Annotated in this window: 14 protein-coding genes and 1 riboswitch; of the genes, 2 read left to right on the plus strand and 12 right to left on the minus strand. The window is 47.4% G+C overall.

Annotated features, from left to right (window positions below):
- Positions 1 to 45: 45 nt before the first annotated feature.
- The 4 genes from rimI to OCV59_RS10315 form a co-directional block, all read right to left on the minus strand.
- Positions 46 to 495, minus strand: a complete 450-nt coding sequence (gene rimI / locus OCV59_RS10300; RefSeq protein WP_147594394.1) for a ribosomal protein S18-alanine N-acetyltransferase — start codon at positions 493 to 495, stop codon at positions 46 to 48.
- Positions 496 to 501: 6 nt separating this feature from the next.
- Positions 502 to 1,224, minus strand: a complete 723-nt coding sequence (gene tsaB, locus OCV59_RS10305; protein ID WP_147594395.1) for a tRNA (adenosine(37)-N6)-threonylcarbamoyltransferase complex dimerization subunit type 1 TsaB — start codon at positions 1,222 to 1,224, stop codon at positions 502 to 504.
- Positions 1,212 to 1,637, minus strand: coding sequence for a tRNA (adenosine(37)-N6)-threonylcarbamoyltransferase complex ATPase subunit type 1 TsaE (gene tsaE / locus OCV59_RS10310; RefSeq protein WP_147594396.1), 426 nt, complete (start codon positions 1,635 to 1,637; stop codon positions 1,212 to 1,214). Before tsaE ends, tsaB begins: the two co-directional genes overlap by 13 nt.
- A 195-nt stretch (positions 1,638 to 1,832) precedes the next feature.
- Entirely contained in the window at positions 1,833 to 2,423 is a 591-nt protein-coding gene (locus tag OCV59_RS10315; RefSeq protein ID WP_147594397.1) for an ECF transporter S component, read from the minus strand.
- Between the two features lie 145 nt (positions 2,424 to 2,568).
- A riboswitch (FMN riboswitch) is annotated at positions 2,569 to 2,740 on the minus strand.
- A 591-nt stretch (positions 2,741 to 3,331) separates the two neighbouring features.
- Between OCV59_RS10315 and OCV59_RS10320 the strand changes: the two genes are divergently transcribed.
- Entirely contained in the window at positions 3,332 to 4,225 is an 894-nt protein-coding gene (locus tag OCV59_RS10320; protein ID WP_147594398.1) for a PHP domain-containing protein, read from the plus strand.
- Positions 4,226 to 4,328: 103 nt separating this feature from the next.
- Here the strand turns inward: OCV59_RS10320 and OCV59_RS10325 are convergent, their stop codons facing one another.
- From OCV59_RS10325 to OCV59_RS10360, 8 genes are all read right to left on the minus strand, one after another.
- The gene (locus tag OCV59_RS10325) at positions 4,329 to 4,808 is read right to left on the minus strand and encodes a methylglyoxal synthase (RefSeq protein ID WP_147594399.1); all 480 of its coding nucleotides are present in this window, start codon (positions 4,806 to 4,808) and stop codon (positions 4,329 to 4,331) included.
- A gap of 383 nt (positions 4,809 to 5,191) precedes the next feature.
- Positions 5,192 to 6,667: a threonine synthase gene (gene thrC / locus OCV59_RS10330; RefSeq protein WP_449495053.1), complete on the minus strand. Its 1,476-nt coding sequence runs from the start codon at positions 6,665 to 6,667 to the stop codon at positions 5,192 to 5,194.
- A gap of 3 nt (positions 6,668 to 6,670) precedes the next feature.
- Positions 6,671 to 7,210: a flavoprotein gene (locus tag OCV59_RS10335; RefSeq protein WP_147594401.1), complete on the minus strand. Its 540-nt coding sequence runs from the start codon at positions 7,208 to 7,210 to the stop codon at positions 6,671 to 6,673.
- Positions 7,211 to 7,223: 13 nt separating this feature from the next.
- Positions 7,224 to 7,922, minus strand: coding sequence for a phosphopantothenoylcysteine decarboxylase domain-containing protein (locus OCV59_RS10340; RefSeq protein WP_147594402.1), 699 nt, complete (start codon positions 7,920 to 7,922; stop codon positions 7,224 to 7,226).
- A 125-nt stretch (positions 7,923 to 8,047) separates the two neighbouring features.
- Positions 8,048 to 9,505: an MFS transporter gene (locus OCV59_RS10345; protein WP_147594403.1), complete on the minus strand. Its 1,458-nt coding sequence runs from the start codon at positions 9,503 to 9,505 to the stop codon at positions 8,048 to 8,050.
- A 238-nt stretch (positions 9,506 to 9,743) separates the two neighbouring features.
- Positions 9,744 to 11,639, minus strand: coding sequence for a hypothetical protein (locus tag OCV59_RS10350; RefSeq protein ID WP_147594404.1), 1,896 nt, complete (start codon positions 11,637 to 11,639; stop codon positions 9,744 to 9,746).
- Between the two features lie 14 nt (positions 11,640 to 11,653).
- The gene (locus OCV59_RS10355) at positions 11,654 to 13,756 is read right to left on the minus strand and encodes an efflux RND transporter permease subunit (RefSeq protein WP_147594405.1); all 2,103 of its coding nucleotides are present in this window, start codon (positions 13,754 to 13,756) and stop codon (positions 11,654 to 11,656) included.
- 179 nt (positions 13,757 to 13,935) lie between these two features.
- Positions 13,936 to 14,508: a TetR/AcrR family transcriptional regulator gene (locus tag OCV59_RS10360; protein ID WP_147594406.1), complete on the minus strand. Its 573-nt coding sequence runs from the start codon at positions 14,506 to 14,508 to the stop codon at positions 13,936 to 13,938.
- A gap of 223 nt (positions 14,509 to 14,731) precedes the next feature.
- On the opposite strand from OCV59_RS10360, the gene OCV59_RS10365 reads away from it, so the two are divergent.
- A complete protein-coding gene (locus OCV59_RS10365) occupies positions 14,732 to 16,033 on the plus strand; it encodes an IS4 family transposase (protein ID WP_262583964.1) in 1,302 nt (433 codons plus the stop codon).
- Positions 16,034 to 16,092 lie beyond the last annotated feature (59 nt).

The following is a 16,092-nucleotide window of genomic DNA, read 5'->3' on the forward strand; positions in this document are numbered from 1 at the left end:
CCCGAATAATCATCTTATACTCATTATCCGCAGAAACGATGATTTTTATTCCTCGTGTCTCCACATGATGAGCGCATCCTCACCATTGTTCTGATAATATTTTTTTCGCACGCCCTCTGTGCGGAAACCGAATTTTTCGTAAAGATTTATCGCGGGAACATTTGATTTTCTGACTTCAAGCGTATGATGCGCGATCCCTTCTCCCGAAGTGAAATCTATCATCACACCGATTATGCCTTCGCCTATCTTCCTGTTCCTGAAGCCCGGTTTCACCGCGACATTCGTTATATGACCCTCGTCGCCGATGATCCAGAGCCCTGCATATCCCACGACTTCGCCGTCAAGCTCTGCCACGATATAAAAGGCTCTGGGATTGCTTTCGAGCTCATAGGTCAGTGCATCCATGCTCCACGGGTCGGGAAAACACAGATTTTCGATCTCGTAGATGCTGCCCGCATCCCCCGGCACCGCCTGTCTTATGATAACTTCCGCCATAAAATATCAGCCTTTCCTCTGCTTTTCTCTAAGCTTTCTTTCCGCTTCAGCGATACGCATATAGTCCGGTTCCACCTGATTGTACGCTAGTCCGCCTTTTTCGGCGTAGATCTTCGCCCCCAGTCTTGCAACTGTGACCGCATCCTGATATTTTATGTCCGCAGAGGCTGTCTCTGTTCCTTCCGGTCGAAGCTCCGCTATCTTTTCTGCGTATGTATCCGTCGCATCGCCCATCAGCAATATGCTGTCGTACGACTGCGCTTTCTGCAGAAACTCGTCGAGCATGTACGGCCCGGCTTTTATCTTTTCAACGGGCCAGCCGTCCTCGAGGAAGTACCCTCCGGCATACACCTGGCTCCTTCTCGCATCGAGCATAGGACACACGAGCACGTTTTCTCCGGCCTCTCCGGCTTCAGATACCGCGTTCATCGCCAGCGCCTCAAGGCTCGAGACTGTGACGCACGGAGTTCCCAGCACCTGTGACAGCGCTCTCGCGGAAGATACGCCTATCCTTATCCCCGTGAACGATCCCGGTCCGCATGAAACCGCTATCACATCTATATCCTTCAGCGCCACTCCGCTCTCACGGACTATGCTCCCGATCTGAGGCATCAGGTTCTGCAGATGCGAAAACCGGTCCGTGCCCTTTACATATCCGAGCACTGCATCATCATCTATGAGCGCCGCTGATGCGAATGCGCCTGTCGTTTCTATTCCTAAAACATACATCTGTATATACGCTCTCCTTCTTTTTCTCCGTACTCGATCTCTATCCGTACGGCATCGTCAGGTATGATCTCCTCTATCAGATCGGCCCATTCTATCACGCACACGCCGTCTCCGAAAAAGTACTCCTCGTACCCGATCTCGTACATTTCGTCCACATCTCCGATCCTGTACACGTCAAAATGGTACAGAGGCAGTCTCCCGCTGTCATACTGCTTGACGATGTTGAACGTAGGACTCGTGATCACATCAGTCACACCGAGTCCGGCGGCGATCGCTTTTGTCAGCGTCGTCTTGCCTGTCCCGAGATCTCCGGTCAGCGCCACTATGCTTCCGGCTGTCAGCTTTTCGCAAAGCTTCTCACCGAATTTTTTCGTTTCTTCTTCGTTTTTTATTACGATTTTTTTCTCTTCCATAACTTATGTAGTATACCACACAAGCCGCATAATATAAAGGTTCACGCGAATTTTCCGCAAACAAAAACGCGCATGCGCACAGATCGTTCGCTGTGCCATGCACGTTTTCACGTTATCAGTATGTAAAGCTCTGCGCACGGTGGAGCTGCCGCATGCAGACGCACATATCACATCTCGTTTTCATGCCGCTGTGCGCTATGCTGTCCTGTGCAGGAAGCCTGAGATCCTCTTGTAGAGCAGGAATGTGACTACCGAGTTGATCCCTGCTTTTATCGCATTGAAGCCTGCGATGAACGGCATCAGATCCCATACGATGTTTCTTGGAACTCCCATGAAAAGCGGTGTGATTATCATGTTCGCACCTATCATCACGAGCGTCATAGCCGCAACTCCGCACAGCAGTGCGATAACTGCACCTTTTCTGGTCTTGTTGTACTTGTATATGAGTCCTGCAACGAGGACCAGCACGCTTGTGGATATCACATGCATGATTATGCCGTAAAGTCCGCTCGCCGCACTCACTGTCACGCCCTGTATCACAGAGGTCACGACTGTCAGGAGTATTCCCGCCAGCGGTCCGAACGCAAACGTTCCGATCAGTATGGAAATGTCTGCAGGATCATATTCCAGAAACGGCACAGCCGGGAAGATAGGAAAGTGTATGAAATATACGAGCACTATCGATATAGCGACCAGCATACCCATCTTTGCCAGTCTCACTGTCTTTTCTCTGCTTGTCAGTTTGTGCTCGCCCAAAGTGTTGTTTTCGATATTTTTCTGAGTCATCAGAAATCCTCCTTTAAAATTAGTGTTGATTTGACTTGATCTGCCAGGTTTTCTTCTCAGACTGTAATTTCATCTGCAAACAAAAATCCCGGAATATCATTCATTCCAGGACTAAAAATACTCATTAAAATATAAACAAAAAGTATCTTCGTTTCTTCCATCCGGACTTTAACCGTCGGTACAGGATTCACACCTGTTCGGCCTATCGCTAGGTTCGCGGACTCATGATCTCACGCTCCCGAAAATCCATAGATTCGGAAACATCGCTGTGATCAAACACCGCCGGTGAGGAATTTCGCCTCGCCCTGAAACAGATTTTTAAATGTTATTTACAGCTATCATTATAGATTCATTCCCCCGTGCCTGTCAACCTCAAATTGATTTTTGCGGCTGTATAACGGTACGCTCCTGCTTCTGCCGCCTTTTGCATGCAGCTTCGAACGACAAGAGTTCAGGCGCCAGTACTCATTGACTCATGTGAAAACCAAAATCCGTTTGCCGACTAGCTTTTATTGGTAAAAACGGCAGCTATCCGGCTGTTTTTTCGATGGCGAATACCAAGAATAAAAAAATCGATGCTTGTTCTTGGTATTTTTCACGCGAAAATGCCGAGATTTTCATGAAAAAGTTACCAAAAAATCACAGGTGAACCCAGCATCTTGGTAAACAAGCTCTTTGAATAATGCAATATTGCCATGATTTTGCCAAATACTATGATGGCATGCTCTGATTTTGGTAATCGCCGGAATTCTATGCTATAAAAAACTTTAAGATTTTTTCACTCTAACGTCATTGAAATTTTATATCTTTAGGAATAATATATTATCAGAAGGCTGCATGCGATCCTCCGATATTCTCTCAGGATCGCAGATCAGTCTGACTCATAAAAAGAACCGAGGCGATCTATAATGAAATTTGATTTACATTGTCACACAAAAGAAGGTTCTCTTGATTCGAGAGTTCCCGTAAGTGAATTCGTTTACAAATTCATGGCGCTTGGATACGACGGTTTCATGATCTCCGATCACAACAGCTATAAAGGCTGCAAAGCCTGGGATTCCATTAGGAAAGATCCCCGCTACCGGGACTTCTGCGTTATCCGGGGGATCGAATACGATACAAAGGATGCAGGTCACATACTCGTCATCATGCCCGATGACGTATACCTGCCGATTTTCAAGATACGCGGCATGCGCTGCAGCAAGCTGATCAAGATCGTTCATATTTTCGGCGGCATCCTTGGTCCTGCACACCCGTTTGGCGTTGCAAGCTCGAGCGCGATGGGATTCAAGAACATGGATATGCGGCTGATAAAGAAGTTCGACTTCATCGAAACTTTCAACACATGTGAATCCAGGACCTCCAACCGCAGAGCCGAGATCCTCGCCGAAGAATACGGACTGCCGACGTTCGCAGGTTCGGACGCCCATGTCACAGAATATATCGGGATGGCGTGCACTGAGATCGACGCGGATATACGCTGCAACAACGATCTGATCACCGCTGTGAAAAACGGCACACCGATCAAGGCTTACGGCACAGAGCGCGGCGAAACGAAAAAAGGCAAGAGAAAGGAACACTGGATCGGCATCCTGGGTTTCAGGATATACAACAGAGGCATAGGAAAGATCATCTACCCTTACAGGAGGCTCAGGCACCACAAAGCGCTGCTGCCCGTCGCCAGGCCGTTCGCGATCAAGCGTCGCCGTTTCCGCAAGGAAGAGCGCATCAGAAAACGAGAACTCAAAAAAACAGAGAGAGCGGAGTCACGTCTGCGCCGTCGCCGTTCAGACGAACAGTAAAGACATCCGCATCATCAGAACAGTCTCGACAAGACGAAAACAGAACAAAAAATAAAAACGTCCGGATAAGACCGCACCTGCCTGCGATTTTACTCCGGACATTTTATCTTTCTGAAACAAGTATTCTCTCAGTCTCGCTTTCGACATCGACTGTCGGCGTGAATTCCTGGACATCATGCTCATATTCAGCATCTATATATTCTGACGTCATGATGAAATCTGCCGTAGCTCTGTTAGTTGCGACCGGTATGTCATAAACGACCGCGATCCTCAGCAGTGCTCTCACGTCAGGATCATGCGGCAGCGCCTCAAGCGGATCCCAGAAAAATATCAGCATGTCGATCTCACCCTCTGCCACTCTCGCACCGATCTGCTGGTCACCTCCGAGCGGACCGCTCTTGTACGCCTTTATATCCAGACCTGTAGCATTCGCGATAAGCGTCGCTGTCGTTCCTGTACCGCACAATGTATGCTCCCTGAGCTTTTCCATGTTCTGTATGCACCATGTCACAAGACTCTCCTTCTGATGATCATGCGCCACAAGTGCGATGTTCTTTTTCTTTTTCATAGTTTCTTTCGTCATACACATTCCTCCTTTTCCTGTTACTTATCTTCTTATACTTTATACTTTTATTATACTCAGTTGCCCGTAAAACACCATGATTTTGCTGATTATCTTACACAGATTTAACATTCATGAGGCCTGCAAAAGCATCGCAATACGTATCGCCGCTCGAATACAGGCGCAGCGCGCAGCTCGACGACGTGATCACTTCAAAAGATGGGATGATTTCAGAAAAACAAAAGCCGCTGCACTCACCATCGCGGACCGATGAATGATATGCAGCAGCTGATTTTCTTCTCCTGATATCCTGCAGATCTGCCGTTCTGCAGTTTTCTGTTTTAATATTTCAACGCTGTCGTGTGCTTGTCGCACGCCACTTTACACTGCTTTATGCCATTTCACTATTTCACGCTGTTCTCAACAGCTTCAGGCATCTCTGAAACCTTGATGACACCTCTGTGTCTGATCTCTTTCTTGTCGAGATCCTTGAGTCCTGCCGGCACTCTGACACCCGTCTTTTCTGCCAGAGCTCTGACATATTCGAATCCGTTTTCTTCGTCGCCGAGTCCGATGGAATGTGCCACACTGTCCGCGAACTTGTACGCGCTGGCTGTCGAAGCTATGAGTGCAGGCGTCCTGTCGCCCGTTTCCTTTACATAATCCTCATAAACCTTGTATGCTACAGCCGTGTGAGTATCCATCAGATATCCGTTTTCTCTATACATCCTGCCTACAGCCTCGTTCGTCTCCTCGACATTCGCACATCCGCCGTAGAAGTCCTTCATGCCGTTTCTGATAGTCTCGCTGACTTCGTACTTTTTCTTCGTATCGAGAGCTTCCATCAGTGATCTGATCTCAGCGCCGTCATTTCCTGCCAGGTGATAGAGCAGTCTTTCGAGATTGCTGGAGATCAGTATATCCATCGACGGCGAATTCGTCAGATAGAATTCTCTGTTGATATCGTAAACGCCTGTATTGAAAAAGTCGGTCAGCACATTGTTTTCATTCGATGCGCAGATGAACCTGTTCACAGGGATGCCCATTTTGCCTGCATAGTATGCAGCCAGGATATTTCCGAAGTTTCCTGTAGGGACCACGATGTTGATCTTGTCGCCGTCGCTGATCACCCCGCGCTCCACGAGCTTTGCATATCCGTAAACATAGTATGCCACCTGAGGTATCAGACGGCCGATGTTGATGGAGTTTGCCGATGAAAGCTTGCAGCCGTGCTCTGCCAGCTTCTTTGCAAAGTCCGCATCGTTGAATATTTTCTTGACGCCTGTCTGTGCATCGTCAAAGTTTCCTTCTATCGCAAATACGTGAGTGTTTGCTCCTTCCTGAGTGATCATCTGTCTTTCCTGCACTTCGCTCACGCCCTGATTAGGGAAGAATACGATGATCTCAGTTCCAGGAACATCTGCAAATCCCTCGAGTGCAGCCTTTCCTGTATCTCCTGACGTCGCTGTCAGTATGCAGATCTTCTTGTCTTCGTTTTCCTTTTTCATCGCAGTCGTGAGAAGGTACGGCAGTATGGAAAGCGCCATATCCTTGAATGCTGCAGTCTTTCCGTGATAGAGTTCCAGGAAGTACGCACCGCCCGCCTCCTTTACGGGAACGATCTCCTTTTCCTCGAACTTCGTATCGTATGCACCGTCCACGCAGTGCTGCATTTCTTCATCGGTATAATCCGTGAAGAACGCCTTGATTATGTCGCGCGCCACTTCCTTGTACGGCATGCCGACAAACTCTGATATTTTTTTAGGAAGCGCCGGCACACTGTCCGGCACGTAAAGTCCCTTGTCCTCTGCTATGCCCTGTATTACAGCCTGTGCTGCCGTCTTCGTGTTGCTGCTTCCTCTTGTGCTCTGGTATTTTATCATCTATCTGATACTCCCTTCGATCGTTTCTACTATATCATCTACATCCGCCAGTGCCCCTTTGCCGAGGACTCCGCATGCGAGCATTGATTCCTTCGGCTCTATGAAATGATATCCAAGCCCTTTGAGCTTGTCGATATTTCCCTGCACTATCGGATTTTCATACATATTCGTGTTCATCGCAGGTGCGATGTATACCGGTGTGTGATTTGCCGCGGCCATCACTACTGTCGACAGAAAATCGTCAGCTATGCCGTTCGCGATCTTGCCTATGATGTTCGCGGTAGCCGGCGCTATCAGCAGCACGTCTGCCTTTTCCGCCAGCGATATGTGCTTCACTTCCTTCGGCGTGATCTCCTCGAACATGTCCATATACACCTTGTTTTTGCTCAGTGTCTGCAATGTGATCGGCGTGATTATCCTGCTGCCGCTTTCAGTGAGGATAACATCCACGTTATGCCCCAGCTTTTTGAATCGGCTCGTTATGTCTGCCGCCTTGTACGCGGCTATGCTGCCTGTCACTCCCAGAACTATATTCATCAAAAATCCCTCCCTTTCAGCACGACTCCATTACGCGCATGGCGATCATGCGGGCGATCTCTTCATTATTCTCCATTATATCATAAGTGCCGTCTTTATGGATAAGATATCCTCTGTGAAAATCCGGCCCGATCTCCTGAAGATCGTTCGCAAGTACAAAATCGCAGTCGTTCTTCTGCATCAGGCGCTTTCCGACGCTTATCAGCTCTTCATGCGGCACTCCGCTGAGCAGCTTGAAACCGACCAGCGCAGTTTCCGGACTTTTCTTCTTTATCATGTTTATCACCTTCGGAGATCTCTTCATGTGGATGACGAGATCGTCTATATCCGAACTGATCTTGTTGCCGGAAAGATCGGCTTTGTTTGCCGGATCCTCGGTGCCTCTTATCCTGTCCAGCGTCGTGACTTCATTGACAAGATAATCGCTGACTGCCATCGCATGTATAACTGCATCTATTTTCTCGTTTTCAAGCAGCTGAGTGAGCTTTTCCTGAAGATCCATCACGCCTTCTACAGCTATCGGCTCGACTTTCTCATGCTCTACGAACGCTGCCCGCAGACCGTGCAGATAATATATCTTCTCCAGCCTGTCTCCGTACATTTCTGTAAATGCTTTCCCTATGGCATATCCCAGTCTTCCCGTCGATGAATTAGTGATAGTTCTGACATCATCTATACGTTCACTGGTACCGCCTGCTGTGATAATTATTTTCATTTTCTTCCTTCTGATCATGTTTTGAATCGTCGTTTCACACCTGCTCCCCGGCAGGCCTCATGGGTTGAATTATAGCCTTTTGCGCCCTCTGTGTCAAGGTCGCCGCAGACAGCAATACGGTACTGCTATTTCAGCTTCCTGAAAGGCTCCAGATCAGGCTCTTCTCCCACCTTTCTTCGTGCGAGAGCATCGAGCACATCACCGTATACTTTCTTTGTTATCGGATATCTGATCACACATATCACTGACAGTGCCATGAAAACAGCGGGTATTATCGTCAGTGACAGACCTGTCCAGTGCATAGCGGTCACGGTCTGTACCTCGGCATCTCCGCTGAATCCGGCCAGGCTCAGTATTATACCCATCAGCTGCAGGCCTATACCTTCAGACAGCGCCTCTGAAAGAGCCTGCAGCGATATGACCATGCCTGCTCTTTCCTTCCTGTTCATCAGTTCGTCTGCCTCGCACACATCGTATATCATCGCAGGCAGAAGCTGCCAGTACGCACTGTTTCCTACGCAATATATCAGAGAAAGCACGACCACTCCCGCAAATGATCTTATGCCCAGAAAGCCGAAGATCACCATTCCTACAGCGCTTATCATCATCGACGCTATATATGTGGTCCGCTTGTCTATCCACCTGGTCGCGCCTGATATCAGCGGTATGAAAGCTACCGCTATGAAGGTGAAGATCATCATGATGACAGTGATCTCCGCTCCCGACATCTCCATATTATATGTAAAGAAATACATCCTGTCCGAGCAGAATATCGCATAGCCTATCAGGAAAAACACGCTCGCTCCCATTATATCCCGCACAGTTCTCATCTTCATGAGCTGCGCATAATTGCGAAACATCTCCGCGATCTCCTTTAATGCGTTCCTGTGCTGTTTCTTCTCATGCAGGCTTTCGCCGTCTGTCTCTGCCTCATTGCCTGCTCTGCCGCGTCCACGAGCGTATCTGTCTTTCGTTCCCAGCGCGGCTGTAAGCACCGCTCCGCCGGAGACCACGCCGCAGAATATTCCCGTTATCTGCCAGCCCGCAGCAGCGGTATATCCTGCTGCCGTGACCCACGAAACCAGTATGTTTGGCAGCACAAGTCCGATCAGCGACCCTATGCAGTAAAAGAATGAGACATATCCTCTCAGCACTGTCCGCTCGTCATAATCATCTGTAAGCTCAGCGCCCCATGCCAGATACGGCACGAAGAACATCGAAAATGCAGTCCAGAACAGAATGATCATCACCGTATAGTACAGCACCTTGAAGGTCTCACTTGTATCTATATTTAAAAAGAACAGCGATGTGAACAGCATCAGCGGTATCGATGCAGCCAGCAGGAACGGCTTGCGCTTTCCTGCTCTCGACTGTAGATTATCCGAAACATACCCGTTGACGACACCGCACAGAGTATTCCATACCGATCCGACTGCGGTTATCGTTCCCGCAGCTGCCGGATGCACCCCTGCTATCGTCGTCAGAAAAAACAGTGCGAACGACCCCATGATATTATAGAGCGCCGAGTCTCCTATCCCTGCAACACTGTAAAGTGCTTTTGCCTTGAATTTCAGTTTTCCCATACTATTTAAATCACCTTTTCTAATAAATTCCTGTTATATTATAGCACCAAGCCTCCTTTCAATGTTAGAAAAATCCCGTCATACCATCTCTGCCCGGTAACAAAAAATCTTGTTAGACAGAAAAACAGGAGGCACCCGACGGATCGATGTCATCCCTGCCTGATGGCATCGCCGCCAACTGTCCTCCTGCTTTCCGGATATGTCTAATGGAACGTTGTTTTGCTGTATATTACTTCACTCAGTCTGCGACTTTTGTTCTGTAGATGAATTTGACCGATCCGTCCATGCCGTCGGGCACCTGAGTGAACGTGTTGTACTGTTTTCCTGCTTTTATCACTGCATCAGCGCTGTTTACAGTTCCCTTGAGTTCGCTGTTGTAAAGGCTTACGATCTTTGCGATGCCCTGCTGATAGAACTTCTGCATTCCCTCATTGAGCGTCTTCGATCCTGCATCGAGCTGATTTATACCGCTTATCAGAAGCCCTGAGTTATCGCTTAGCTGTGACATTCCTGCTGCCAGCTCCTCTGCTCCGGCTGCGAGCTTTGTCTGTCCTGCTGCAAGCTTCTTTGCTCCGGCTGCTATCTCGTTCGCAATTGAAGTGAGAGATTTAGTTTCTGCCGTAGCATCGTCGAGACCTTTCTGTAAGCCTGCGACTCCTGCCTGAACTGCTGCTGTACCCTTGACGAGTCCCGGGTTTTCCTCCGTGCCGTCACCGACAGTTATCTCTGTGTATATCGCATTCAACCCGCTGTCGAGACCTGCAGTGCCTGCGATGAGAGTCTCCGGGACCGCTATCATATTCTGGTATTCTATCGACTTATCTATCGCACCTGTTATAGAATCATACTCCTCGTCCGTGATCTCGCCTGCTGTCTTCAGCCCTTCAAGTGCATCCTTTGCAGCATTGAGATACTGCAGGCTGGCACCTTTTGCCTTTACTATCCCATCCTGAAGATCTGCGACGCCATTCTTTATACTGTCAGAAACTGCCAGCACTCCCGGATTTTCTTCCGTGCCGTCTCCTGTATCGAACGCTGTCTTGAGATCTGCTGCACCTGTCGTCAGCTTGCTGCTTCCTTCTGACAGCTGAGCAACTCCCGTTTTCATTTTCTCGAGATTAGTGCTCAGCGCTTCCGAAAATTCTGCCGTTCCCTGTTCGAGTCCCAGGCTGCCGCTCAGTGCATCTGCGAAATTGAGACTGAGGTCTGATGCTCCTTTGTTCAGCTTGCTCACTCCCGTGGAAAGAGCTGCCGAGCTTGTGCTGAGCTTGTGTATGCCTGCATACAGAGTGTTCGTGCCGCTCATAAGTTCCTTTGCCGCACTGTCCAGCTCCTTGATCTGTCCGTCGGGATCCATCGAGGAAAGCTTGTCAGTGTCGATATCCTGGAAGAAATCATTAGTGACTACAGTCATCAGATCTTCCGGAGTGAATTCATCAGCATCACCTGTGATTTCAACTGTGCTTCCGAATCCGAGCTCAGACTCCGAAAGACCTAGACTTTCTGCAACTCCCGGAGCAGCCATTCCGACTATGAATGACTTTTCTCCGTCATCGATCACTTTGCCGCTGCTTACCGTGATATTCTCAAAGCAGTCGTTTTCTATGATCATACCTGTAAGCACGACGAACGGAACCTTTACATCACTGCCGTTCACATTGACAGTCTCATTGTTCTCGTAGCTGATAACGATCCTGACCTTTCCGCTTTTGCCTTCAAGATCCTTTCCTGCCACTTCCTTGTCGTCGAGATAATATTTTACACTCATGGAGACCGGAGCTTCCTTGTCCGTTTTCCCCTGGTAGTAAATGTCCTTGCCTTTTGCAGCCCATGTGATCGTGTCGTTGTCACCCTGAGTGAACTTCTCTTTGCCCTTCGTGTTTTCTATATCCGTAAGAGAAGTCGTATCGCTGATCGTATCTGTCGAAGCCTTGTTTTTCAGATGATCGCTCACGATGATGTCCGAAGTGCTTCCATCGGACTCGGTCACAACATAGACTGTTTCGTCTTTTACATTCCTGCCGCTGCTTTCTGCCGCGAATACCGGCGCTGCAGTCATCACGAATGTCACTGCAGCTGCGGCAACGCAGGATAATACTTTAGTCTTTTTTGATTTATTTATAAAGGTATTCATTCTGGTCCCTCCTGTTATTCAACTGATCCTGTCATTTCAGGCTCTGCTCCGCCCTTGTTGATGAAACCCTTGCTGGTCTTGCATATGATCTTGTCAAACAGCATGAACATCGACGGCAGTATGAACATTACCACCAGCATACTTACGATCGCGCCGCGCGCCATCAGGTCGCAGAGTGAACTGATGATATCTATATCCGAATACATTCCGACTCCGAATGTCGCTGCGAAAAATCCGAGTGCGCTGACCATTATCGACGGCATCGATGTCGAGTGCGCTATCTTTACAGCTTCATGCTTGCTCTTGCCTTCGTAGCGCTCGCGTTTGTACCGCGTGGTCATCAGTATCGCGTAGTCCACCGTCGCGCCGAGCTGTATCGTGCTGATACATATCGAGGCGATGAACGGCAGCTCCGTCCCTGTATAATAAGGAATGCCCATATTTATAAAGATAGCCAGCTCTATGACAGCTACCAGTATGATCGGCAAAGATATCGACTTCAGGACTATAGCTATGATAATGAATATGACCGCAATAGAGATCGCACTCACTACCTTGAAGTCCTTGTCTGTGATACTGATCAAATCTTTTGTACATGGTGCCTCTCCTATGAGCATTCCATTATTATCATATTTTTTGACAACTTTGTTTATACTGTCGATCTGATCATTTACCTTGTCGCTCGCAACTTTGTATTTCGAGTTGATTATAAGCAGCTGATAGTTTTCGCTCTTCACTATGTTTTCGAGATTTCCCGGTATTATCTCATCCGGTACAGCTGGACCTACCGCGCTTTCGAGCCCCAGCGTGTACTTGACGCCGTCTATCTTGTCGATATCCTGCATCATGCTGTCGACGTCCTTCTTATCCATATCGGCATCTACAAGCAGCATGTGAGTCGTGTTCATGTCAAACTCTTCTCCGAGCTTGTCGTTAGCAATGTGGAAAGGCAGGGTATCCGGCACGCTCTTGTCGAGGTTGTAGTAAACGCTCGTGTGAGTGTATCCGAAATATGCCGGTATCATCAGAACGATGAATATCACTGCGAATATCCCCGGTTTCTTAGTCACCAGTCCTGAAAGCTTATCGAACTTAGGGATGATACCCTTGTGCCTTGTCTTCTCTATAAGCGGCTCAAACGTCAGTATCAGCGAAGGCAGTATCGTGATACAGCCGAGCACTCCGAAAATAACGCCCTTTGCCATTACAATACCCAGGTCTTTTCCAAGCGTGAAAGTCATGAAGCAAAGTGCCAGGAAGCCTGCGACTGTAGTAAGCGAGCTGCCCGTTATAGAAACGAACGTGTTCGCTACCGCATGAGACATCGCTTCTTCCTTGTCTCTTCCCAGCTCGTGCCGCTGTTCTTCGTAGCTGTGCCACAGGAATATCGAGTAGTCCATCGTGACTCCCAGCTGCAGCACTGCGCTGAGCGCTTTCGTGATATAGGATATCTGACCCATGAACACATTCGACCCCAGATTGTAGAGTATCGACATACCTATTCCTGCGATGAATACAAGCGGTATGATCCACGAGTCCATGAAGATCGCCAGCACTATGCAGCAGAGCACTACTGCTATGGCTACATATACGGGTTCTTCTTTTTCGGCCAGTTCCTTCAGGTCTTCGACGAATGCTGTCATGCCGCTGACGAAGCACTGTTTGCCGCCTATCTTGCGGATCTCCGAAACTGCACCCATGCTCTCATCCGACGATGTCGACTCATCGAAGAACACTGCCATCAGAGTCGTGTCTCCGCTGTTGAATTCATTGTAGATGTTCTTGGGGATCATCTCATAAGGAACTGATGAGTCGACCAGCGTATCGTACCATATGACGCTGTCAACGTGATCCACCTTTTCGATCTTGCTCTTCAGCTCAGCTACGTCTTTTTTATCCATGCCGTCTACCATGACCATGGAAAATCCACCCTTGCCGAATTCGTCCAGAAGTATGTCCTGCCCTTTTATCGTTTCGATATCATCAGGCAGATAACTAAGGACGTCATAGTTTATCCTCGTCGCCATCATTCCGATGACTGACGGGATAAGAAGCAGTACCGCTATCACCAGAATGAGCTTTCGTTTCCTGGTAACAGCTTCTCCCAGTTTCAACATAATCAATATCACCTCTATCTTTTCTATGTACAGTGCAAGTCTACCATTACATTTTTGATTTACATATGATCAAAAAAAAGGTCGTGTACAAATTTTGTACACGACTCGTTTTTTGTTAAATGTTTCATAATATTCATGCATATTTTATATGCTGCCGCTATGCTTCCACAACACGTCCGTCACTTCGCCATAACCCTCTCAGCGCTTGCGATCGCAGCTTTTACAGTTCCCTGGAACATGCTGTTGTAAAGGTCTGCCAGCAGTTCCGGCTCTGTCTTCATCCCTTCCTTTATCCACTGCAGCGTAGCGCCAACGAATGCATTATGATAAAAATCCGCCACTGTTTTCTTTGCAAGCTCGTCGACATCCATATCTTTAGTCTGTATCTCTATGATCTGCAGCGCATACATGCCGACAACCTTCTTTATGTATGTCTCAAGCTCCTCCTGACGTATCGAATAGTAGACGTTCTCTATCATTTTGCGGTTTTCATTGAGGTATGTAAGTATGTTCAGGAAAAAATCCTTCCAGTCTTCACCGCCGGCATACTCTCTCAGCATCATGTCGGCCTGCTCTCTGAAAATATACGAAAGCAGATCGTACACGTCCTGAAAATGATAGTAAAAGGTATTCCTCGTAACCCCGCATTCATCGGTTATATCTTTTATCGTTATCCTGTCCAGCGGCTTTTTCTCCAGAAGAGTTGCGATCGACGCCGCAAGAGCTCGTTTTGTCAGTTTTGATGTAGGCATTGTCCCCTCCCCGTTTTTTGATACTGATATGCAGTACGACCGTACCGCTGCAATGTCATTAAGTTAAGCGACATTGGACCGGGCGTTTCTTAAAACAACAAGACAGAGTATATCTCAAAAAGGTATGCTCTGTTGTTTTTTTTTTTACACTTTTTTCTGAAATACACTTGACAAAATCGGGCTCATATGCGGCGCAGCCTCTTAGATGAAGGAGGTAAGCAAAATGAACGAACACCCTGATTTTGTTAAGAATGCGTTAATTTCAACGATTGATGAGATGTCCAACCATATCGAGACTTTTGTAAAAAGACCTGGAAGAGACTTTTCAAGAAAACGAGTATTTGATTTCCCAACTATGCTGAAGTTTATTCTTTCTTTGGGAAGCAGCACAATCTCGTCGGAGATATTTCGCTTCTTCTCTTATGAAAATTTTCCAACAACCCCTGCATTTGTTCAACAGAGAACAAAAATTCTTCCAGAGGCATTTCAATATTTGTTTCGGGCATTCCATGCGTCTGCAGCACCAAAGCCAAAGCTGTTCCATGGTTATCAGCTTTTAGCGGCAGATGGATCAAAGGCAATATTTCCCTACAATGCGCGGGATGAAGCCGCATGCCATCCCAAAGACCATTACAATGCACTGCATCTTAATACCTTGTACGATTTGTGCAGCAAATATTATGTTGATGCGGAAATTAATCCTGAAACCAAAGCAGGTGAACCGGGTGCTGCTGTTGAAATGATAGAAAGGATTTCAGATAAGAACCCTGTTATTCTTGTTGCAGACCGAGGATATGAAAATTACAATCTGTTTGCTCATGCTGAGGAACGACTGTTTGACTATGTGATTCGAATTAAGGACAGAGAAAGCAATGGAATGCTTTCCGGCATAGAATTGCCTGATGAAGATGAATTTGATGTTGAAAGACGGGTGATTCTTACCAGACACTCTACCGGTCCCGCATTGATTAATCGAAAAACTTACAAACTGCTTTCCCAAAAGACAAGGTTCGATTACATAACGGATTTAAATGCCCCTGATTACGAGCTGACAATACGATTTGTAAGATTTCGAGTTGCTCCAGATAAATATTACGCATTAGCCACCAGTCTTACTGCAGAAGATATGCCTGTAGAGATGCTGAAGGAAATTTACCGGCTGCGTTGGGGAATTGAAACATCTTATCGCTGGGAAAAACATGTATTGGGACTGGAGGCTGTACACTCTAAGAAACTTGAATGCATTATGCAGGAAATTTATGCGCAATTAATTATGTACAATTTTAGTATGTACATCGCTGCAGGTCTTCAGCCGGAGCAGAAAAAAAGAAAACACCCGGTACAAATCAATTATACGCAGGCGTTAAAAATTTGTATGTATTTCTTCAGACTGGCGGCGGATATCTCGCCGCCAGATATTGAAGCACTTATACTGCAATTTGTCTTACCCGTAAGACGCGGCCGCTCCTACCAAAGAAAAGCCGCAACAGCAGTAGGCATAGGCTTCAATTACAGATTAGCATAAAAAGTAAATGAATACAAATAGAATCAGGCAGTAATTTTCTGGCGAATTATTTGTGATGC

It is taken from the genome of Brotomerdimonas butyrica, from assembly GCF_025567305.1.
In the GTDB taxonomy this organism is placed as follows: Bacteria; Bacillota; Clostridia; order Peptostreptococcales; family Anaerovoracaceae; genus Lentihominibacter; species Lentihominibacter butyricus.